Genomic DNA, 22,147 nt, shown 5'->3' on the forward strand with positions numbered 1-22,147 from the left:
GCGTTGTAGCAAGTTATACCAAAGCCAATCAAGAACAGACGGGCAGAAATAATTTAAGGTTCTATTTTATTTTTCTGAAAGTCGAGGTTAAAATTGATTGATCAATTAATTTTCTGTCTTTTTCGTTGACACTTGCTGCAACAATCATAAATTCTTTGCCGTCAATATCAGCTATATAGAAATACTTTGATCCAATATGATTATCTTTTTTAAAAACAACAGTCTCTCTAATCACTTTAAAATTTATTTTATCAATAACAATGTCTTCAACTACCATCGTAACATCATCATCGGGGTATTGCATCTTTTCTACATCCAGCATCGAGTTCTTCATTAATTCAGCATAACCGCCTAATGTCAGTTCATCAATTGAGCTGTTGTCTCTGTAGCTTACCATAATGATGTTACTTGTTTTATCTTTTTTTTCAAGAGTTAGCAAAACAACATCATCATCACTGGGTTTTATATCTTTTTCTTCAAGATATTTTGTACCTGCTTTTATTTCCTTTTCAAACTGGTCAATTTTGGGGATATAGTCTTTTGGTGAATCAAAAGACCAGACGTACTGTTCAATTTTATATTTTTTTTGAGCGAATAGATAATTACAAAGAATCAGTGTTGCGACGATAAGAATTTTTTTCATGTTTTGATTTTAGTTATTAATAGTTTTATAATGTTACTGCCTTCTTCAGTTGTTAGTCCTACGGTTTCAGCTATATCTTTTAAATAACTGAATATATTTTCTGCATTTTTCGTTTGAATGGCAGATTTTACAATTTGAATTCTGCTTTCATTATAAGAATAAGATTTACCGTTATTTTTATAAGTTACACTGCACTTCTCACCAACGAAATTATAAGATTCTATTTCATAAGTTCTGTCTTTGCCGTCGATATACATAGCCTGAGATTTTAGATGTGAGGTCGCAATTTTTTAAATAGGTTTTTAGTTCATTTCAAATATAGTGAACTGTGCATAAATAAAAACTCCAAAGTAGGGAGACTTTGGAGAGCAGGTATATTAACTTGGTCGAACGTTATCATTTCACATTTAAGACCTAAATTTACTTGAAGCAGTCTTAAATCTACTTTACTGCTTATATAAGTTGTTAAGGATCTCAAAAACTACTATTGACTGAATTTTTTGTCAAACCTACCATCTGCGACGGTTACAATCTCTCCATTTGAATTTTCAGCTTTAAAGCTAAATGTTCCGGACACAACTTGTTTGAAGATATCAAAATGTGTGATTGTAACAGAGCCGCCCGTTGATGAAGTTATATCGTATTTAACAAAATTTTTATCAGTGTAATATCCTTCTACATTTGAGGAAGAATTAACATTGTACGTTTTTGCTGCTATATCCTGTACATCTCTGATATATATTTTGATTTGAGAGCTCTGGTCATTAACTTCCTGGAGCGTGATTTCCATTTTATATGCATTGCCAACATGACTATAAGAAGTAATATTTCCACCTGCAATGGAACTTGGTGCCTGTACTTTTGCAACCCATAATTTACTGTTTACGATAGCTCCACCGGTATTTTTTCCCGATTGCGTTGTTTCAGGAAGTACGTCGGTGTCTTGATCACGGTCTTTGCAATTAAGTAACATTGCAGTTGTTAAAACTAGAAAGAAGATTTTTTTCATATTATTGTTTAATGAGATTGGATTATACACATAATGGATTGGAAGATACAAATCTTTCATTAATAAATCATTACTATCTTAATACCGTCACTTTAGTATCATCTAATGCTACATAAAATTTAAAATCTTATACTTCTTAAAAAATACAGGAATTTTAAAGTTACTGATATTTAGTTTTTAGAAATTATCAAGAATAATTAACTCAAGGAGATGAAAGCAAACATTACTGCTGATTATCTTTCTGTTTTTTTTAAAAGTTTAAAGTAAATTAAATCTTTTTGTATAAAACTATCTTATTTATTTAGCTGCATAGTGAGTTTTTCAATCAATCTTTCCCTCTCCCCACTTCCCGTAGTCGAAAACCTCAATAAGGGAATACCATACTTTTCTAAAATCTTATTTTTCATCACATCCCTTTCACCTTGTCGGCTTTCTGCTCTGTGATACTCGTAGCCATCAACCTCTATCGCTAACACAGGATTTTTCCCAAGCTTGTTGTAGATAATAAAATCTGGATGAGTGGCGTGATGTCGGGCATATTTTTCTTCTTCATGATAGAGTTTGCTGAAATCTGATGTGAAATTTCTCAGCGGAAAATACAGAACAACATCATATTTTGAAAATTCTTCTATTGATAAAACTTCTTTGATTAAAAAGTACATAAGATTCTCTACCTGTTTTTAAATGAGCTTCAGTCATTTTAGGATGATTATTAACAAATTTTTCTTTTAATTCAATCATTGCTTTTTCATAAATAACTAATTGTTCATCTGATAGTGATCTTTTCAATGGTCTTATTCTACAAGATAATGCTGCAATTGAAATTTTTAATGAAAGTAAATCTATAATCTTTTAGTTTCCTCAAATATAGATATTTTCAAGGTTGAAGACTTACGCAAGTCTTACGCCTTTTTCATTATATTTGGAAAAATATAAACCATGAAAAAACTTCTATCTCTATGCGCAATAATTTGCGGCTTTCTTTATTCTTGCGAGAAAAAACCAGTTCTACCTCAAAAATATACCGTTGAAATCCGAGTAAATAATTGGACCGATATCAATGGCGATGATTATGATACAAAAGAAGAAGAAATTACTGCTAAAAATTTAAAAGAAGCCTATGCAACGGGGTACAAAAATTACATGATCAGTAAAAGAGTTTCTCAAGCCACCAATAATCATATGGCTCGTCGAATGATTATCAGTTTTCGGGTTTTAAATGAAAAACGAAAAAATATTGTCGATCAAATATCAAAAAACAGCTTAGATTCAATACACACTACTGTCGACAAGGAAACAGCTTACATTACGGAAGACCTGAAAAATAAAATTGAAAACCATAGAAATAACACAACAAATTAATATGTAGCAATGCCATGAAAAAACTATTATTAATTTTATTAGCATGTCCTGTATTCACTTTTGCGCAGGAAGAATGGGAAAAAGTATCAACGTTAGAAACCGGAGCCTCAAAATTTCTATAATAATCACTAATTATTTTTAACACCAAAAAAATTCCCCTCCCTCGGAGGGGTGGATTATTTCGCAGAAATAAGACGGGGTGGTTCAGCTCAGATCCCTGTCACTCGACGCCTCTAAAAATCATGTTTGTTGACCTTTTTCACAATTTCAATTGGTGTTACACGCAATCGAGAAATGATTGTGAGAAGAAAAAATAAGCCTTATTTCTTGGAGGAAAATAAAGAAAAACTAAAGCTTATTATGTAAAATGTAACTTTAAACACGCTTAATCATTGATTGGGAGCAAACCATGTAAAATTATATCTCATGCATATATTGCAAACATTAAATAATTGTTTATGTTTATAAATATTTCTGGTAGAAAATACCACATGAGAGTAAGAAGAGTAAATGGTCAATTAAAATTATTCTTCAAAACAAATCTAGAGAGTTACAATGAGAAAGGATTTGATTTTCCACATTGTAGATGTAACAACAGACGGCATCGTTTAGATTCTTGGAAGAGATTTAAACAATTCTTGATAGAGGGTCATTATTCAAGTATTTTAATATTATTTCCAGAGTTTTAAATAAAAACTTAGGAAAAATGTAAGCCATCTATTGTAGATGGCTTTTTGTTATATTTGTGAAAACTATAATTATGGAGGATAAATTGGAATTATTTAAAGCATCTGTTCCGTTTGCAACGATTACTGGTGTCATTATAGGTGCATTATTAAATTCAAGACTAGGCAGAAGGGATAAGATCAGGGATCATCTATTTAGTTATAAAGTGAAGTCGTATACTATTTTAGCAGAATCCACCTCAGAAATAAAGAGAGATGTTTTAAATATCAGAACTGATTTAAGATTAAATAAACCAAAGAGCAAATATATAAATGATATTTGGGAAGCTTTTATAAAGACATCAAACGAACAATCGTTGTTTTTAAGTAATCAAACTAAACACGACTTATTTATCTTAGAAGGTGTTATATTTGACGCTTTCAATAAAGAGATAGATGAACTCATTGACCCTGAGAGTTATTCTACAGACGAAATGATATTTGAGTGTGATAACATTTTAAAAGCATGTGATATTTTTGTTTCCAAGATTCAGAAGGAATTGGGAATCGACAAATTAAACAATAAGAAGATATTTAGCTGGAATAGAAAGTATTAAAGCCCAAAAATTTCTTTCAGTAAATCAAATGCTTCTTTTCCACTAAACCCGTCGTCAATGCTTTGATATACCTTTCTTCATATTCTTCAGGAGTCTGCATTAAATATTCTTCTTATTTGTAAAAAGATTAAACTTCGCTCACCCATTTAAGCAAACATTTTCCGAATAAGTATTCGATGAATTAAAAATAGTAAGGTGTCATCTAGCATTATATAATCTAGATATATTGGTGCCCACGCTCCCGCGCGATTGTATCGCGTGGTCTATCTTAAAAAGATTTTCCAAATCCTCCTTCTTTGATAAAGCACTTCTATACATAGTCTTCACCACGAAAAAAATTCCCCTCCCTCGGAGGGGTGGATTATTTCGCAGAAATAAGACGGGGTGGTTCAACTCCCCTCACTCCCACAAAAATCTGTCGTGTGACTTCAATTCTAAAACAATCATCTAATGTTGCCTCTGCTGAGCAAAATCTCCTGGCTTGAGCAGATGTTATTTTCTTATATTACTCCAAAGTCAGGAGACTTCGGAGAGCGGGGGCAATTGCCAGAGTTTTACACGGCTGTGATTAATATTCTTTTAGCTCCCGGTAATAAATGGTGGTGGCACATGAGCTGGAATAATTACTTACTTTTGCTACATTGAATTTTGGAACCCGAGGCCAAGGCCAGAGCTTCCCAAAGCTATCGGGCCGGATTGAAAGTTCTTTTGATCTGATCATATTTTGGTTACAAATAACCATTGACCGTAGTACAGAATAACTTTAAATTTGTTTAGTATTAAATATTCAAATCACAGAACAGGGTTTCTGAAAAAAAATACAGGCCTGCCGATCAATCTATTTCTGCTGGTCATTAAAATAAATTATTATTCTTTATGAAGATTTTCTTTCTGCGCTATATCTTGATATCCGCTCTTGTCTACTCAGTCCAAAGTAAAGCGTGCTCGGCATTTTTGCTGACAGGGAACAATTATAACGTCGTTGGCTTCAATGAAAACTGGAAAACAATGCCCGGAATGATCGTCATTAATAAGCGGGATGTCCTGAAAAGGAATATCAGCTGGCAAAATCTGACAACTGATCAAACACAAGCCAATAAACAATGGACTTCAAAATTCGGTTCCGTTACGTTTAATCTTTTGGGATATGACCTTCCCTGCTACGGCGTCAATGAAAAAGGTCTTTTTTTGGTTGAATTATATCTCGAAGAGACCAGTAAAGTATATAATCCAAAACAGCCTGATATGTTCTGGGCACAATGGATCCAGTATCAGTTGGACAACTACAAAACGGTAAAAGAAGTAGTAGATCATCTGAATGATGGTCCAAACATTAACTGGTGGCCCAATGCAGCCGGAAGTCATTTTTTCCTGACCGATGCCAAAGGAAATTCTGCAACGATTGCCTTATTAAACGGGAAATACACCGTACTTACCAATAAGGAAATGCCAATGCCATTGCTATGCAACAATCAGTACCATAAGGATCTGACCGCTGCTAAAAAATTTGATTTTCTTGGCGGAAATGAAAAATTTGATTTTGAACAGAACATAAAATGGGAAGACCGCTACAGCCGTGCGTACTACATGCTAAAAAATTATACGTACGATGAAAAGCCTGTCGACTATGCGTGGAATATTTTAAACTCCATACATCCCGGTGAATGGCAGACGGTCATTGATACCAGGAAAATGAATCTGTATTTCAGATCTGATCTGAAGAAAGAGGTAAAGACCATAGATATCAGGAAGTTGGATTTCTCCAGAAATGGGGCTATAAAATACTTGGATATCCATACTAATGAGACCGGAATTGTGAACGGGGACTTTCAAAATCTTACAACTCTAAAAAATAATCAATATGTGGAGAAAGGATTTCCAATAGGCTATGACAATAAAGAATTTGGCGAATCGGACATTTTTGAAAAACTGAAGAAGAACATTGCAAAGTTCTTTGAAAATATCCTTCCGGCTTCATAAGGCTGCAAACTATACTCTTAGAAGGATGACAATGAAATTGCTGCTACAAACTAAATGGATATCACTAGCGTTACTTGCAATATCTTTTTTACTGATCTATAATCCACTGACCAAATTTCCATATACTTTTTGTGTCATCATTATTTTTATCCTGATCAGTACCTACTTGCAAAATGGCGATCTGAAATCACTCAATTTCAAGAACCTGAAATCAGTTGACATAAAGATTATTTTAGTTTCATATCTGATCTTAGAATTGAGTGTGGATTTTATGATCCAGCCGCTGGTCAATTGGCTTTGTAACGAACCAGCTGATTATTCTACTTTTGAGCATATCAAAGGTGACACAGCACAGTATCTCAAGTGGTTGTACAGAATGTGGATCAGCGCTGCGATTGGAGAGGAATTGCTGTTCAGGGCATTTGCTTTCGCTCAACTGAAAAATATCTTCGGTGATAAAAAAATTCTTATAGTCATCCTTTCCGCATTGATGTTCTGTCTGCCTCATTTGTATCAAGGTACGGCAGGACTCATCATGACATTCGTATTCGGGATCGCTTTTGGATTTTTATATCTTAAATTCAAAAATATCTGGATCAATATCATTGTCCACGGACTGATCGATACTGTTTTTCTCACGTTAAGCTACTTGGGATACATAGAGTTCTACCAGTTTATCTGGTAGCCAATGTGCTTCTCTCATAAAATACTTATAGTTTTTCTTTTGAGGGATCCCTTATCTTAAGTGATATTAGAATTAACTTATAGAACCTATTATACAGAAAGAAGCAGCTATAAAGCTGCTTCTAAATTTTAAGATTTATCCAACTCTAATCCCCTTTTTCATGTTCATGAGGTTTCAGTTTTGGATGTTTAGGCTGGTTTGGAGAATTTACCCTCCTTCTTCTGTCGGGTTCCCCATCTGGTTTTTTGGGTTTTGGTCCCGGCTTGATCGCTTCGATTGAATTCATAGCGTAAAAAAAATGTTGTTAGTAATTACTTTTTAATATCAAAACAGATTGATATCGATTCCAAAAGTAAATTATCGCAGGTAAGTTTCATTACGGAAAACCGTAACACTTGAGATTTAATATTTATAGAGTAATTTCCACCAAAGTCAAGCAATACTTTATCTTCGTCTGGGAGCACTTCTGGTGTGAGGACTTACATACGTTCCATTTTTTCGGGTATAACCTTTTACCTGTACGGAGCCTCCTGAACTCGACTTCGAATTATAACTGGAAGATGATCTTGATTGCGGAGATGATGAATAAGACGATGCTTTAGAATAACCAGTGTAAGATGTGTAATTAGGTTTATTAGCCCATCCATAATAATTTCCCCATTTAAGCTTCCTGAAGTTTTTCTTATCAGCTTTTAAGGATAGGAAAACTTCCGTGTCTTTAGGAATGATAGTCACTGACGATTCACCTTCACTGCTGGAATAAAGCGGTGTATCTTCCTGAAGTCTAACTGTGTAATAGTTTGTACATGAAATTACCGATAAAAGTAATACAAGATAAAGTAATGATTTTTTCATTGTTAATAATTTTTATATCTACAAATCTAAATCAACTTCTTAGAAACTAATTATGGTTTTCCGTATTTAAGAAATGTTAAAATTACATCTTTGTAAAGTCTCAATCAATTTTTTTTGCTCTCCCCGCTTCCGTGCGATTGTCTTGCGTGGTCTATCTTAAAAAGATTTTCCAAATCCTCCTTGTTTGATAAAGGACTTCTACACATAGCCTTCACCAAGAAAAATATTCCCCTCCCTCGGAGGGGTGGATTATTTCGCAGAAATAAGACGGGGTGGTTCAGCTCAACTCCCTTAGCTCCCACAAAAATCTGTCGTGTGGCTTCAATTCCACAGCAATCATCGAATGTTGTCTCTAAAAGAAAAGTCTCCAATCTTGAGCAGATGTTATTTTCTTATATAACTCCAAAGTCAGGAGACTTCGGAGAGCGGGGTTTGCAACACCGAGATGCGATAATGTTTGCTCTTCCATTTTTAATAGAATAAGATTAATAATTTCTTCTTTTTTGCTCTCTTCTGAAGATGAACTATGCAACTTGTCGAAAAGTAATATTAGTTCTGTCTTAACCTTTCTGTTTCCTCAGTCTTGTTATTTTACATAGCCGAAACATAACAATCTTTAAATTCCTAATTATTTTGAAAAAAACTAAACCTTATTTCTTAGAGGAAAATAAAAAGTTTACGAAATAGCGTGTATGTGCCTATTAATAGCATCAGGCTTAAATTTGTGGATAAAATAGCAATAAAAAATCAATAAAAAAGTAATTTATATTACGGAAAAGTGTAATTTTGAAAAAACAAAACCACCTCTTTTTAGAGGTGGAAATTGAAAAGAAATTACCAGATGATTTCAACAAGCTCCTTCACAAGCTTTGTTATTTGAAGAACTGGTTTTAAAATCTTAACAATTTGGTTTAAAAACTTTCTCATGGGATTTAAATTAATTGTTAATGATCAGGGGCTTAAGGTTTTATATAGTCGTACCAGACTGCAATAATCTTAAGCCTTTCTGCTATTACAAAGTTCGAAAAATTTATTGATTTAAAATGGAGGTAAAGAGTAAATGGCTGGATTTTAACCTTAAAAGTTTTCCACATTTGCATGAAACGCCCTCTACCATTGGATAACAGCAATTTAATCAAAGGTTACAAAATAAGAATCTATGTTTCAATTAAACAAGAGCATTAAAAACGTTTATTTACAGTACTTACAGGCTTAAACAATAAAAATCCCCAACCTTAGCCGAGGATAAAAATTTATCAAATTAAATAATTTTCATATCTATGTGAAAAATTATTTAAAATGTATAATATTGAATTGTATCAACTTATTGGCGGTGTTGTAATTGGTTTGGCATTTGGTTTTATTGTCGGAAGATTTTCCAAGAATAAGAGACAGTGAGATGTCAGATTAAATTTTTATTTATTTTTTATATTTGAAGAAATCTATTTCCATGTCTGATAATATTGAATATTTTAAAGCATCATTACCAATCGCCGCTCTCATAGGTGTTGTAGTTGGAGCATTTTTAAATTCTCGATTACAGAGAAAAGATAAACTTCAAGAACACCTTTTCACTTATAAAGTAAAGTCCTATATGGAAATTGCTAGGATTGTTACCGAAACCATAAGAAGGATGGAAAAGATCAGAGGCTCTTATTATTCCAAAAAAGATGGAGAAAGTTTTTACCAGGTTTACAACAACTTAGTTGATACAATTTCGGAACAATCTCTTTTTATAAGTTCAAAAACAAAATTAGATATTGATGAATTATTAAAATCTTTACATAAAGTTTATGACAGCGAACTATTTGGTGAGGATTATGATGTTCGTATTGTTCATTACATATCATCAATATACTATTGTAGACAATTCCTCCAAAAGCTCCAAAATGATATTGGGTTTGAAAAGAACTCTTTTATAAATCGTAAAATTAATTGAGCAGTATAGTTTACTCAGACTTTAGTTTAAAGTTTGCCGAAGTAGAAAATTTAATTTCATTTCTTATTGAAGCATCCTTAATCGCTTCTTGCATACCATCTTCACCTAATTTAGTATTGAAGTATAATAGCAATGTAGAAAACTTTCCAATTGCTGATTCTTTGCCTAATCTCTCACTTTGAATAGCAGATCGCACCATCTTAATTCTACTTTTAGGGTAAGAATAGGCTTTATCGCTGCTTTTATACACTATTACACACTTATTACCCTCAAAAAAGTAAGATTCTATTTCATCGGTTTTGTCTTTGTTGTCGATGCAGATTGCTTCTTTTCTAAGTTTATGTGGAGTAAAATTTTGCATTGGTTACTAGGTTGAATACAAATATATGAAACTGAAAAAGTATAAATCTGAGGATAACTCAACGGTATTTTATTTATAATTATTTAACTAAAATATTCTAGCTGTATAAGGATTTTATTTACCGTAAAAATACGTATTAAATTTTATCTTTTTTTTTTTAGATTTGCGAAAATCATATCAAAATGACACATATTAATGATATTATGTATGTATTGAATAGCTTCTATACATATGAATATAGTTTTAAAAGCATGAGTGGTAAAATGATTACAGAATTTATTCACTGTATTTTAAAAGAACGGTTAAACGAAGATGCTGGTTACTCTCCTAAAGAAATTAAAGTTCAGCAGATACACAATTTGGAAAGATTTGACAAATACGGCTGTGAAGAAGAGAATGTTTCAATGAGAATATTAAAAACTGATAATATTCAGCGTGGAACATTATTATAGGTTTTTACGGTTAACCGTAAAAATATCTTAATTTTTTCCAATACTTTAGTTTCAAATTATATTTTTTTGAAGAATAACTTTTTTATGAAATTAAATTGATACCTAATAGGGCTTTTATATTTTATTTACAGTAAGCAAATGTCAAGAGTAACAAAAAATTCAATAAAAGTATGGCCATACTTAGATAATATATCTAACAATATTATAACATATTCTAGTGAACATTTAAATAAGTCGAATGTCGTTAGTATTGATTTATCGTCATTAAAAACAATTACAACATCAGGTGCAGCAATTTTATTAACTAAGCTTATAAAGACTTTAGAGGATTATACTTGTAGAATAATTAGGCCTGAAAATAAAGAGATAGATAATTTTCTTAGTAAGATAGACTTCTATTATTTTATTCAAGAAAATTTAAAAATTGAAACTGAAAATCTTTTCGAGAGTTTTGTCATTAAAAAAGAAACCGAAGAACAAGTATTTGAAAAAAATGGAAGCAATTATATTATGTTTCCTATTTTCAAACTTAATTTTGATGTAGAAAAAGAGAGAATTGGATATGAAAATTTTACTGATTGGTTTGCAGATGTTTTATTAAAAAAAGAATTTGATATAATAAAAGATAAACGGGATAAATTAGGTACAGTATTATTTGAAATTGCAAAAAATTCTCAAGACCATACTGATAATATTGCTTTCTTTGGATTAGATTTATTATTAGATAATGATACCCAAGGCAGGCTTTCGTTTTCGTTCTGTGATTTAGGAGTAGGAATTTCACGAAATGTTAGAGATTCTTTAGATGGTAAAGATAACGGGTTAAGAAAAGATGCTGCCAAGCATTTTTCATTTTCTGATTCCTATCAATTTGCATTCGGAATTGGAAATACAACATCAAAAAACAAGAAAAATAAAGGAATCGGAATGTCTATGATAAAAGATGCTTGTCACTATTTGAAAATGGAATTATCAATTTGGGACGCTAGAAGTATGTTACTTATTCCTGAAAAAATCACACATACAGAATTAAGAAAAAATGTATATGACACAGGAAATAACGTTGGATTTTATTATTATGGAATATTAAATTTTTGATATATGAAAAAAGTAGATTTTAGTAACCAAAAACTTCATAGAGAATCTTATTATTCCCCTATGCTGAAGGAAATACAACTTAATAATGAAGATTTTGAAATAGATATAGATATAAGAAATTGTTTTATAGATTATCCTGCGACTCCCCATTTAATAGATTATTTTTTAAAACATTTAAAAAGTCTTGATATATCTGAAAAGAAACTTATAATCAATTCAACTTCTTTAGATAATCTCGAGCATTATGTATTGTATTATCTTGTTTTTGAAAGTGATTTTTTTGATATAAGAGAAAAAATAAGTTCTGAAGAAGAATTGAATTTGTGGATAGAAAGGATTAATCAAAGATTACAAGAAAATAATATTAAACTAATAATTAAAACTGAAAATAAAGAATTTAATTATGGATAGAAAGATTATATCAGATATTTTATATGAAATTATTGAACGACTAGTTAGATTCCGTACACACTTCAATGATATAGAAAATCAATTCTATAATGGAAACGAGGACAAAAAAGAATTGATCGAAAATTACAGAAATGTTCTTCAGGAGTTATATGAGTTTTCAATAAAAACTTATAACGAGAAATCAACTGATATAAATGTGTTTAAAGGTATTCTTCAACTAATTAATGATTTACATATTACATATTTGTCTAAATTGCCTAGACCTATAGAACCAGTAGAGCTAACTCGTTTTGAAAGAGTCATTTCTAAGCAAATTATGAAATTAAATAATGATGAAGATAATCCTCTTGTGAATGAAGAAAGAGAAGTCTCAATATTAATGAATGAAACAATAGGTGAAACTTTAGATTTTGATTATTTGTCCGAATTTAAAAAAAAGATTAAAGAAAGTATTAATCTAGATATTAAATCTGTAGAGCAGAATAGTAAAAAGTTTCATGTAACTATTCCTAGAATTGATGCTTCAAATACTTTTAGATGGCCATCTCTCATACACGAAATGGCTCATCATTCTTTCTTGAAAGCTAAATTTGAAGACGAAAATATTGAATTAGATTTCATTAAAAAGACTGGGATTAATAAAGAATTGGCTTTTAATAAATATTTTGCATCTAATCTTGCCGAAGGGGTATTTGATCAAGAATCTAAACTTTTTTGTTGGCTAAAAGAATGCTGGTGTGATTTGTTTGCATGCATACTGATAGGACCTTCACTTTATTTTTCACAATATCTTGTGTTTTTGAATGGCGAAAGTATCTATTCTAGTAATTTAGGTACAACAACAGACAGGTCGACTCATCCTAATCCTTTGTTAAGACTTTATTTAATTAACTCCATTATATCGCACAGATTTCCAACAATATCTACAATAATTGATGATTTTTGTAATGATTGTAGTAATGTTATAGAGCATTTTATCGATGATTCTGATATTAATAAAGAAATATTTAATAGTTTTAATCTTTATTTTACATCTCATTTTTTCACAAAAGACACACAAAAAGACAATGAGAATCTTAGTGCATCATTAAGCAAATTAATGCATAAGTATGTTAATTTGCAGCCTGAAATAATTGAGCAATTATCAGAAAATTTATCTCAGGGATTACCAATACCAAGTATAAAAATATTTAATGATAAAAATGAATATGAAGAAATCCCAACATATGTACAAGAAATATTTTTAAGCAGTTGGGTGACAAGATTAAAATGTATTAAACAAAATATTTTAAATATTGTAGAGAAAGTAGGTGATATTAAACAACAATATGAAGATATTGAAAAAATTGTTTTGCGTCATGATCAAGCAATTCTAAAATCTATTCAAGTTTCTGAGTGGTTTGATTATTTAATTGATCAGTATGACAGAAAAGAGAATATTGAGATTTATAAAAAAGCTGATACACAAAGGGCTGACAGAAATATGTTTGAGGGAGTTCTTGTGGACAAAGAAATCAAAGAATTGATATTGGAAAATGAAATAAAGATTATTCCGTTAATGTATTCAGGACAAAATGTCAATGGAAAAGAAGTAAATCAGATAGGAACAACATCATTAGATATAAGATTAGGAACAAGTTTTCAGGTTTTTTTTCCAGATCAGTATGGACTTGTAGATTTTACGGATAAAGAAAATTTTAATTTTGAGAAAAACTCCCAAAGAATAAATTTAGATTTTATGAAAGGCATTACAATTGCTCCTGGACAATTTTTGCTCGCTCATTCGATGGAATATGTAAAGATTCCAGATTATTTATCTGGGAATTTGGAAGGTAGAAGTAGTTTTGCAAGGCTAGGGATAGAAATTCATATGACTGCAAGTTATATAGATCCAGGTTTTGAAGGTGTAATCACATTTGAAATTTACAATGCCGGACCAAGTACCGTTAAACTTTATCCAGGAATGAGAATAGGTCAATTAAGATTTGAAAAAAATAATATCCCTGAAAAATCATATTCAAAGAAACATTCTGTTAAGTATATTGGTTTACTCGAACACAATTTAAGTAAGCAGAATATGGATCTTGAAGTTGATTTAATTAAAAAATATAAAAAATAATGTATGCATCAATTTTTATTATTAAAAGCGACTGTGAATAATTCAATGGAAAATCAAATAGATTTACTCTTATTTTACAATTTAGCAATTGTTTTTTTTATTGGTTGTATCTGCGGTTCTACAGAAGTCTTAAGTAGATATAAGGAAACTAAGTATATATTTAGACAAGGTGTATGGCTTTGGGTTTTATTTTATATTATATTTAATGGATTAGTTTCTGTTCTTGCTTTATATTTTATCAAATATTTTCGTGGTCAGGAATTTCTGAGTTCTTTTAAATCGATTGAGATAAATAATATTTTCGCAGCTGGATTCGGAGGAATGATGATTTTAAGAAGTTCAATATTTAGTATTAATAACAATGGAAAAAAAATAGCAATTGGCTTGGAGGCAATTGTAAAAACTTTTTTAGATACGATAGAACGTCAAATTAAGAATATAACTGCTGTAAAGAGAGTTGATGATCTAGAAGCTATAATGAAAGGTTTGGATTTTCAAAAAATAAAAGATGAATTACCACAACTTTGTATAGATTTTGTAGATAATTTTAAAGAAGAAGATTCTAAAGTTATAAAAAACCACATAAATACTATTGACAATTTTAATAATATGACTAACTTTGGGAAGTGTTTATCATTAGGAAGAATAATTGCTATGTACTGTGACACAGGTGTAATTAAATCATTAGTAGAGAAAAATGCTGAATTTAAATTAAAAGTTAATAATGAAGATATAGATCCAATCACTGAAATACAAAATATACAAGATAATTTAAGAATTTAAAATTTGCAAAATGGAAACAAATATAAAATACAATAACTTTATTGAGGACATTAAAGCAAATAATATATCCTCTAATATTTCATTTTTAAAAACTATCACACAACTTATTAAAGACGACTTGAGTAAGATGCAAAACGATAATGTTATCAAATTAAGAGAAATTATCGACATGATAAACAAGTTGGACGATAAGCAAATCATTGATGAATATATCTCTTTTGGTTATTATCTAAAGTCAATATTAACAAAAAGTTTTATTTCAGAGAATAAAGAAATTCTTAAAAAAATTACGATTCAATATTTAGAAATTGCGAAATGGACTAAAGATACTAGAATCAAAAATTTAGGATTTGATATAGCAAAAGAATTAACAAGTTAATGTTAGATTATAATTTAAAGGAAAGAGTAGATTCTAATATTATTTCAAATGCTTCTGGTTATAACAATGAACATCGTTTTAGATGGTATCCTTACAAGGAAGGATTTTCTAAGTCTCTTGTGCAAGAAGCAATTAATAGTATTAAATTAGACGAGAATGATTATATTCTAGACCCCTTTAATGGAAATGGTACAGTTACTCTAACCTCATCTCTGAATAATATTTCCTCACTTGGTATTGAATCTAATCCTTTTTCTGCATTTCTAGCTAAAACGAAAAGTGTAAATCTTTCAACTAAGGAATTGGACAAAGATTTTAATAAACTTTTAAAAAGTATTAAAAATGGCAAAAAATCAAAGTTATTAGAATATTCTACATTTTCAGAGTATAGCGGTAAGAAAAAATGGTTATTTAATAGTGAGGTTTTAAATGCTTTTGAAGGTGGTTGGCAATATACTGATAGAATTTATGATATAAATAAAAAAAAACTTTTACAATTATCACTAATTTCTTCGGCAATCGATAATTGTAATGCAGTTAAGGATGGTAAGTGTTTAAAATATAAACAGGAAAGGATAAATAAAAATTTTTCTGCTGAAAGCTTTCTCAATTCCTTTGAGGGAAAAATTAATTTAATTAGAGAGGATCTACAAGAGTCTATTATTAGTACAAAACCCTCAATAATAAATGGAGATTCGAGAATAATTTTAGATTCTATACCCCATTATAAATTATGTATCACCTCTCCTCCATACTTAAATTCATTTGATTACACAGATATTTACCGACCTGAATTATTTTTAGGAAAATTTATAAAATCTAGTGAAGAATTAAAGAATTTAAGATATAATACAATTCGATCTCATAAACTTATTTACAGTAATCAAATACCTGATAATATTTTGCTGGGACAATTATTTGAGGCTGTTATTAATAGTCTACCAGTAATAAAAAAAGGTTGGAATAAAACAATTCCACACATGATAAAGGGATATTTTGAGGACATGAGCATCATATTATCAAAATTGTTTGCTACTGCAAAAAAAGGAGGTGAATTATGGATTGTTATTGCTAATTCAGTTTATTTGAATACTGAAATACCTGTCGATCTAATTTTAGCTGAAATCGGATCATTACATGGTTGGAAATTAAAGAAAATAGAAGTATTACGATATATATATAGAAGAAAAACAAAATATTCAGGCGACCACACAAAACTAAGAGAAAGTCTAATTGTTTTTGAAAAATAATGCGTAAATTCTTCTAAACAATTGATAATGTGTTGTTTCTAGAATAGAAATTATTAATATAAACCTAACCCATAAGTTAGGTTTTTTTATTCGTCAATTTTATATTTCTTAATATCAAAATCAAAGTCAAAGAGTTCTTTAGGAGTTATACCAAAAGCTGATGACATTTTCAACATAGTTTCTATAGTAGGATTGCCCTTACCATTTTCAAATTTATTGTAATTGCTTGAATCGAAATTTGAATTCTTCGCAACCTCATCCATCGAATTATATTTTGTAGCTCGAATCCTCTTCAAATTTTCTGAAAACTCAAGCATAAATAATTTTAAGACTTCTTTGCTATCCATAAATAATGTATTTATGAGCAATTTTGGATTTTTGATTTAAAAATTCATGGTAATATATTACCATGTAGTAAAAAATTTCTATATTTGTAAAATAAGTTACAGAATATGTAATTTTGCGATACTTCAAAGAATAATAGAAGCTATTGCTTAGAATCTCGCTCCGAAAACTGGCACTTTTCAATTAACCACGAGATGATAAGTATAAAGCTCACGACCTAGGCGTGGGCTCTCTTATCTGTGGTTTAAGGTATGCCAGTACCTCAGAGCTGATAATGTAGAGTTCCACGCCGTCTTTTTTCCAATGCTGTTAGCCCGCCACTACATTATATTCTAAGCCTCGCTTTAAACATAGTATCATGACACTATACAATAGGAAGGTACAACCTATTGCGGCTTTTAAAGCTTACACGGGACACAGATTTCATTCATATTAAATTCTTTCCGGTGCCTTGCGGTCACTGCTTACAGAACCTCACCAGTCCTTTTTCATACCAAAGGGCATCAGGAAAGTTTTTATCCATCGATGAATACATCACATTAATTACAAAAAATATAAAAAACAAAAAAGCCCCTTCCCAAACAGTTTGACGACACAGGGAAAGAGCAGATCAGTAATTAATTTAACGATTAAAAACCTTTTACAAATCTATGAAAAATTCCTATTACAAGATAGGAGGTATTTTCTTTGGCCTTATGCTGACCGCTGTCAGCACCAATACAAAAGCCCAAACACGCACCATTTCAGGTACCGTTACCGCATCCAACAAACCACTTTCGGGAGTAACCATCTCCCAAGAGGGAAGTGATCAGGTAACGACCACCAGCGAAAACGGAACCTATACATTACAGGTTAAAGCAGAAAATCCCATCCTATTGTTCAGACATCCTGATTATGCTGAAGAACGAATCTCAGCCACTGATCAGACCGTCGTCAATATCAGCTTAGAACAAAAAGTAAAGGGAATCGAAGAAGTTATTCTCAACGCCGGCTACTACAAGGTCAAATACAAAGAACGAACCGGTAGCATCGCCAAAGTTTCAGCAAAAGACATAGAAAACCAACCCGTCACCAATGTCTTGTCAGCAGCACAGGGTAGAATGGCCGGGGTCAGCATTACCCAGAATTCAGGTACACCCGGAGGTGGTTTTGATGTTCAGATAAGAGGAAGAAACTCACTCCGTAACCGGACCAACTCCGAGTTTGACGGGAATGTACCGTTGTATATTATTGATGGCGTTCCGGTGGGCGGTAGCATCAATTCAAGATATGGCGGGGCAGTATTACCCAACGGTGATGTCAACCCGTTAAATGCCATTAACCCTAATGATATTGAAAGTTTCGAGATTTTAAAGGATGCCGATGCGACGGCAATTTACGGTTCCAGAGGCGCAAATGGAGTCGTCTTGGTCACTACAAAAAAAGGAAAAAAGGGAAAGGTAAAAGTTTCGCTCAATTCTTCCTACGGACTGAGCCATGCAGTATCAAACCTCGAAATGATGAATACCGAGGAGTACATTGCTATGAGAAAGCAGGCATTCGCCAACAGCAATATATCGGTATATCCGGCTACGGCCTATGACATCAACGGAACATGGGATGCCAACCGTTACACCGATTGGCGAAAAGAGCTCTTGGGCAATCAGGCAACCTTATCAGCCAATCAGCTTTCCCTTAGCGGGGGAAGTGAAACCACTTCTTTTCTATTAAGTTTGGGGCACAATCAGCAGACCACGGTGTTTGGTCAGGATTTCAGGTACAGGGCAACCACGGTGTCGGGAAATGTCAGTCACCGCTCCGCCGACAGAAAGTTCAGCTTCAACATGTCGAATCAGTTTTCTGCAATGGATAATAACCTCATCAGCTCAGATATTACTCGGGCTGCTCATATTCTGTCACCCAATGCGCCGGCCTTGTATTCTGCAGACGGTAGCCTGAACTGGGAAAACAACACTTTCACCAATCCTGTGGCTGCCTATGAGAATTCATATACCAATGATCAGCTTCAGTTTCTCAACAACATGAGTGCAGAATATGAAGCCTTTACAAATTTCAGGGTCAGGCTGAACGGAGGGTTTACCTACCAGACTTTTGAAGAATGGTCACTGCGTCCCAATACGGCATTTAATCCTGCATTAGGAAGTACTCCCGCAATGTCTCAGTCCTCAAAAAGCAATCAGGATCGTTTCTCACTCATTATAGAGCCGCAGATCAGCTGGCTCTACAAAAAAGAGACGCATCAGTTTGATGTATTGGCAGGAGCAACCTATCAAAACGATAAGGTGGGGCAGGGCGCCATTCAGGGGATCGGTTTTGAAAGCAATGCATTGATAAAAAACATAGGCGCGGCACAGACCAAAACGATTTTAGATCACATCAATACCGAATACCGATATGCGGCATTCTTCGGCAGGATCAATTATCAGTTCGATAAAAAATACATTCTCAACATCACAGGCAGAAGAGACGGGAGCAGCCGTTTCGGGCCCAACAATAAATACGCAGACTTTGGAGCGATAGGGGCAGCCTGGTTATTCTCCGGGGAAAACTGGCTGAAAAACAGCGCGTGGCTGAGCTTCGGGAAACTGCGGGGAAGTTACGGGACTTCGGGAAGCGACAACATTGGAGATTATCAGTATCTCGATACCTTTACCACCTCTGCATTGATCTACAATGGAGTCACCGCATTGTTGCCCTCAAGATTGTACAACCCTGATTTCAGTTGGGAAAAGACGGTGAAATTGGAAGCTGCCTTAGAACTGGGTTTCTTCGATAACCGATTAAATGTGAGTGGTGCTTATTATAGAAACCGTTCAGGCAATCAGCTGGTGGGGTATCAGCTCCCTTCGGTAACAGGATTTACATCGGTACTCTCCAATCTTGATGCAGTCATTCAAAACACAGGGTTGGAAGTTGAGGCCAACGGAAAAATAATACAGTCAAAAGCAATATTATGGAATACATCGTTCAACATCAGTTTCCCGAAAAATAAGCTGATTTCCTTTCCCGGTTTGGAAGGATCTACCTACGCCAATACGTATGTGGTCGGGCAGCCCGTTGGTATCATCAAGCTGTATGAACTCAATGGGGTAAATCCATCGACTGGGCTGTATCAGTTCACAGATTTTAACGCTGACGGGAAAATTGCGGCACCCGATGACAGACAGGTCATTAGAAATGTAAGTCAGAAATTCTTTGGGGGTTGGAGTAATGAAGTCACATACAAAAACTGGAACCTGTCTTTCCTCATTCAGTTTGTGAAGCAGCAAGGAAGAAATTATAATGCTTCTATACCGTCTCCCGGAATTATGAACAATCTTCCGGTTCAGGCATTGGATGTCTGGTCACCGGAAAATCCCGACGGATTGTACATGCCGTATCGGTCTTCTGCTTCTTCTGCAAATACGCTGTTTCAGACAAGTGATGCTTCCGTTTCTGATGCGTCATTTATCCGCCTTAAAAATGTACAGGTCAATTACAGAATACCGGTAAAAGGTAACGTCTTCCGTGAGGCAAAACTATATTTTCAGGGGCAGAATCTTGTGACGTGGACAAACTATTTCGGAATCGATCCCGAAAATCCCACCACAACTTTCCTCCCTCCCCTCAGAACATATTCCCTGGGACTACAGCTTACCCTCTAACCCAAAAACCATCAACCATCAACCATCAACCAACAACTGACAACTGACAACCATCAACTAAAAATAAAAAAATGAAAACACACCTTAATAAAATAATAATCACATCCATGCTCTCTACCCTCATCACCTGTTTCTCATGTGAGAAAATGCTGGAAACAGACGTGCCCGAAAATCAGATGCAGTCACAAACGGTATTTGAAAATGTACAGACCGCCAATTCCGTTCTTTCGGGTCTGTACGCAGGATTATTTGATGCATCACCGGTTTCCGGTGATCAGAGCGGATATTGTCTCAGTATGTATACGGATGATACAGACTTTTATGCTTTGAGCAATACAAGTGGTCTTTTGGAAATTGCCGGCAATACACTCATCGATTCAAACAATACTACGGCAACATTCTGGGCATCATCATATCAGAAAATATATCTCTGCAATACAATTCTGGAAGGAATTGAAGATTCTAAAGGAATACCGGAAGCCGATAAAAATAGAATCAAAGGCGAAGCTTTAACCATCCGCTCTCTCCTGTTATTTTATCTTCAGCAGCTCTATGGCGATATTCCGTATCCCGTAACCACCAATTATATGATCAATCAGTCAATCTCGAAGACACCGTCACAGGAGGTTTTTTTCAGATTAGAAACCGATCTGCAGGAAGCATCCGGTTTACTGCCCGATACGTATCGCCATGCGGAAAGAATTTTTATCAACAAAAAAGCAGCGCAGCTTCTCTTAGGCAAAGTCTATATGCGCAGCAAGGCAAATCGTCACAGGCGGAGATCGTATTGAAAGCAATTGTTCAAAGTCCGCTGTATCAGTTTCAGAATGATATCACTAAAGTATTTACTAAAACAGGAACTCACATCCTGTGGCAGCTGAAACCTAAAAACAATGCAGATGCTGTAAAAGAAGCTTCATTGTATTATTTTGCGAATGCTGCTCCGTTGTATGTCGCCCTTTCTCCGTCTTTGGTAAGCTCCTTGGCAGCAGTAGATCTCAGAAAACAGAATTGGACTGCTCCCGTAACGGTCGGGGCAAACACCTGGTATCGGGCAGAAAAATACAAAGCCAGATCTAATAATTCAACTGAATATTCCATCATATTCAGACTGGAAGAAGCTTATCTTCTGTTGGCAGAATCTTTAGCAAGGCAAAACAGGATCGCAGATGCACTGCCATACATCAATCCAATCAGGCAGAGAGCAGCACAGCCTTTACTCAGTGCCTCTATATCTCAGCAAGTTTTGTTGAATGAAATTGTTTCAGAAAGCAGGAAAGAATTTTTTACCGAGATGGGGCATCGTTTTTTAACATTAAAGCGATTTGGCTTGCTCAGCAATTTAATGCAGACAAAGCCAAATTGGAAAGACCATCACAGGTTATGGCCTGTGCCTCAAAAAGACATCCTCCTGAATTCCAATTTGAATCCTCAAAATCCAGGGTACTGATGAAATGCTTTTGGGGACTTTTGTTTTTCTGTGCATGGCATCTTATCCATGCACAGAAAAGCAATGCTGAAATTGAAAAATGCATGTCCGGTTTTGCAAA

General features: G+C 33.2%; 23 protein-coding genes. 15 read left to right on the plus strand and 8 right to left on the minus strand.

Annotation, left to right across the window (positions count from 1 at the left end):
• Nucleotides 1–61: 61 nt before the first annotated feature.
• The 4 genes from OF897_RS18330 to OF897_RS18345 form a co-directional block, all read right to left on the minus strand.
• Entirely contained in the window at nt 62–643 is a 582-nt protein-coding gene (locus OF897_RS18330) for a hypothetical protein (protein WP_267267118.1), read from the minus strand.
• Nucleotides 640–900: a hypothetical protein gene (locus OF897_RS18335; RefSeq protein ID WP_267267119.1), complete on the minus strand. Its 261-nt coding sequence runs from the start codon at nt 898–900 to the stop codon at nt 640–642. Before OF897_RS18335 ends, OF897_RS18330 begins: the two co-directional genes overlap by 4 nt.
• A gap of 227 nt (nt 901–1,127) precedes the next feature.
• Nucleotides 1,128–1,652 (minus strand): DUF6252 family protein, encoded by a 525-nt coding sequence (locus OF897_RS18340; RefSeq protein WP_267267120.1) that lies wholly within the window; start codon nt 1,650–1,652, stop codon nt 1,128–1,130.
• 293 nt (nt 1,653–1,945) lie between these two features.
• Nucleotides 1,946–2,314 (minus strand): DUF2726 domain-containing protein, encoded by a 369-nt coding sequence (locus tag OF897_RS18345; protein WP_267267121.1) that lies wholly within the window; start codon nt 2,312–2,314, stop codon nt 1,946–1,948.
• A gap of 277 nt (nt 2,315–2,591) precedes the next feature.
• On the opposite strand from OF897_RS18345, the gene OF897_RS18350 reads away from it, so the two are divergent.
• The 4 genes from OF897_RS18350 to OF897_RS18365 all read left to right on the plus strand — a co-directional run bounded on the left by OF897_RS18350 (nt 2,592) and on the right by OF897_RS18365 (nt 6,961).
• Nucleotides 2,592–3,014, plus strand: a complete 423-nt coding sequence (locus OF897_RS18350; protein WP_267267122.1) for a hypothetical protein — start codon at nt 2,592–2,594, stop codon at nt 3,012–3,014.
• A gap of 760 nt (nt 3,015–3,774) precedes the next feature.
• Nucleotides 3,775–4,296 carry a hypothetical protein gene (locus OF897_RS18355; RefSeq protein WP_267267123.1) on the plus strand — a complete coding sequence of 174 codons (522 nt, stop codon included), beginning with the start codon at nt 3,775–3,777 and terminating at the stop codon, nt 4,294–4,296.
• A gap of 876 nt (nt 4,297–5,172) precedes the next feature.
• Nucleotides 5,173–6,276 (plus strand): linear amide C-N hydrolase, encoded by a 1,104-nt coding sequence (locus tag OF897_RS18360; RefSeq protein ID WP_267267124.1) that lies wholly within the window; start codon nt 5,173–5,175, stop codon nt 6,274–6,276.
• Between the two features lie 31 nt (nt 6,277–6,307).
• A complete protein-coding gene (locus OF897_RS18365; protein ID WP_267267125.1) occupies nt 6,308–6,961 on the plus strand; it encodes a CPBP family intramembrane glutamic endopeptidase in 654 nt (217 codons plus the stop codon).
• A gap of 145 nt (nt 6,962–7,106) precedes the next feature.
• Here the strand turns inward: OF897_RS18365 and OF897_RS18370 are convergent, their stop codons facing one another.
• The gene (locus OF897_RS18370; protein WP_267267126.1) at nt 7,107–7,247 is read right to left on the minus strand and encodes a hypothetical protein; all 141 of its coding nucleotides are present in this window, start codon (nt 7,245–7,247) and stop codon (nt 7,107–7,109) included.
• 158 nt (nt 7,248–7,405) lie between these two features.
• Entirely contained in the window at nt 7,406–7,816 is a 411-nt protein-coding gene (locus OF897_RS18375) for a hypothetical protein (protein ID WP_267267127.1), read from the minus strand.
• Between the two features lie 1,450 nt (nt 7,817–9,266).
• Here OF897_RS18375 and OF897_RS18380 point away from each other — a divergent pair.
• A complete protein-coding gene (locus tag OF897_RS18380; protein WP_267267128.1) occupies nt 9,267–9,755 on the plus strand; it encodes a hypothetical protein in 489 nt (162 codons plus the stop codon).
• Between the two features lie 10 nt (nt 9,756–9,765).
• Here OF897_RS18380 and OF897_RS18385 read toward each other — a convergent pair whose 3' ends face one another.
• Nucleotides 9,766–10,116, minus strand: coding sequence for a hypothetical protein (locus OF897_RS18385; protein WP_267267129.1), 351 nt, complete (start codon nt 10,114–10,116; stop codon nt 9,766–9,768).
• A 251-nt stretch (nt 10,117–10,367) separates the two neighbouring features.
• Between OF897_RS18385 and OF897_RS18390 the strand changes: the two genes are divergently transcribed.
• From OF897_RS18390 to OF897_RS18420, 7 genes are all read left to right on the plus strand, one after another.
• Entirely contained in the window at nt 10,368–10,568 is a 201-nt protein-coding gene (locus OF897_RS18390; RefSeq protein ID WP_267267130.1) for a hypothetical protein, read from the plus strand.
• 138 nt (nt 10,569–10,706) lie between these two features.
• Entirely contained in the window at nt 10,707–11,666 is a 960-nt protein-coding gene (locus OF897_RS18395; RefSeq protein WP_267267131.1) for a hypothetical protein, read from the plus strand.
• A 3-nt stretch (nt 11,667–11,669) separates the two neighbouring features.
• Complete coding sequence (locus OF897_RS18400; RefSeq protein WP_267267132.1) at nt 11,670–12,077, plus strand: hypothetical protein; 408 nt, start codon at nt 11,670–11,672, stop codon at nt 12,075–12,077.
• Nucleotides 12,070–14,196, plus strand: coding sequence for a dCTP deaminase (gene dcd, locus OF897_RS18405; RefSeq protein WP_267267133.1), 2,127 nt, complete (start codon nt 12,070–12,072; stop codon nt 14,194–14,196). Before OF897_RS18400 ends, dcd begins: the two co-directional genes overlap by 8 nt.
• A gap of 3 nt (nt 14,197–14,199) precedes the next feature.
• Complete coding sequence (locus OF897_RS18410; RefSeq protein WP_267267134.1) at nt 14,200–14,979, plus strand: hypothetical protein; 780 nt, start codon at nt 14,200–14,202, stop codon at nt 14,977–14,979.
• A 10-nt stretch (nt 14,980–14,989) separates the two neighbouring features.
• Nucleotides 14,990–15,358, plus strand: coding sequence for a hypothetical protein (locus OF897_RS18415; RefSeq protein ID WP_267267135.1), 369 nt, complete (start codon nt 14,990–14,992; stop codon nt 15,356–15,358).
• Complete coding sequence (locus OF897_RS18420) at nt 15,358–16,608, plus strand: hypothetical protein (protein WP_267267136.1); 1,251 nt, start codon at nt 15,358–15,360, stop codon at nt 16,606–16,608. The genes OF897_RS18415 and OF897_RS18420 overlap by 1 nt, the downstream gene beginning before the upstream one ends.
• A gap of 86 nt (nt 16,609–16,694) precedes the next feature.
• Here the strand turns inward: OF897_RS18420 and OF897_RS18425 are convergent, their stop codons facing one another.
• A complete protein-coding gene (locus tag OF897_RS18425) occupies nt 16,695–16,955 on the minus strand; it encodes a helix-turn-helix domain-containing protein (protein ID WP_267267137.1) in 261 nt (86 codons plus the stop codon).
• Nucleotides 16,956–17,603: 648 nt separating this feature from the next.
• Between OF897_RS18425 and OF897_RS18430 the strand changes: the two genes are divergently transcribed.
• The 3 genes from OF897_RS18430 (at nt 17,604) to OF897_RS18440 (ending at nt 22,047) form a co-directional block, all read left to right on the plus strand.
• On the plus strand, nt 17,604–20,597 hold the full coding sequence (locus tag OF897_RS18430; protein WP_267267138.1) for a SusC/RagA family TonB-linked outer membrane protein: 2,994 nt from the start codon (nt 17,604–17,606) through the stop codon (nt 20,595–20,597).
• A 71-nt stretch (nt 20,598–20,668) separates the two neighbouring features.
• Nucleotides 20,669–21,388: a RagB/SusD family nutrient uptake outer membrane protein gene (locus OF897_RS18435; protein WP_267267139.1), complete on the plus strand. Its 720-nt coding sequence runs from the start codon at nt 20,669–20,671 to the stop codon at nt 21,386–21,388.
• Nucleotides 21,385–22,047 (plus strand): RagB/SusD family nutrient uptake outer membrane protein, encoded by a 663-nt coding sequence (locus OF897_RS18440; RefSeq protein ID WP_267267140.1) that lies wholly within the window; start codon nt 21,385–21,387, stop codon nt 22,045–22,047. The genes OF897_RS18435 and OF897_RS18440 overlap by 4 nt, the downstream gene beginning before the upstream one ends.
• Nucleotides 22,048–22,147 lie beyond the last annotated feature (100 nt).

The organism is Chryseobacterium formosum (assembly GCF_026460885.1).
GTDB classification, from domain to species: domain Bacteria; phylum Bacteroidota; class Bacteroidia; order Flavobacteriales; family Weeksellaceae; genus Chryseobacterium; species Chryseobacterium formosus.